Raw genomic sequence first — 284 nt, 5'->3', positions numbered from 1 at the left:
GTGCGCCCGCGGTTGAATCAACTAAGTCTTTTACAATTCCATTGAATTCGTAGCTCTGCGCCGGTTTCAATAAGCTTGGAACCGTATCATCAATGTAGGCTTTCACATCACTCGCCGTGTATCCGGGCATCAAATCTGCGGTAATTTCAGCGCTGTCTTTACCCATGAACGTCTTAAAGTTAGATTCCGATGTCACTTGTTTGATTGATACAAACTGAGACAAAGGAAGCCTTTGCCCCGACTGTGAATCCACATACAGCTTATCGAGAACCTTAAAGTCGCCG

Annotated in this window: 1 protein-coding gene; it reads right to left on the bottom strand. The window is 45.4% G+C overall.

The window, feature by feature from the left end:
• Positions 1–284 (bottom strand): hypothetical protein (locus AB4512_RS23605; RefSeq protein ID WP_372175946.1); only part of this gene is annotated, 284 nt, incomplete at both ends.

Source organism: Vibrio sp. 10N.222.52.B7, from assembly GCF_041474275.1.
Taxonomy (GTDB): domain Bacteria; phylum Pseudomonadota; class Gammaproteobacteria; order Enterobacterales; family Vibrionaceae; genus Vibrio; species Vibrio crassostreae_C.
The sequence above is the reverse complement of the archived record's forward strand: the minus strand, read 5'-3'. Positions and strand labels throughout refer to the sequence as shown.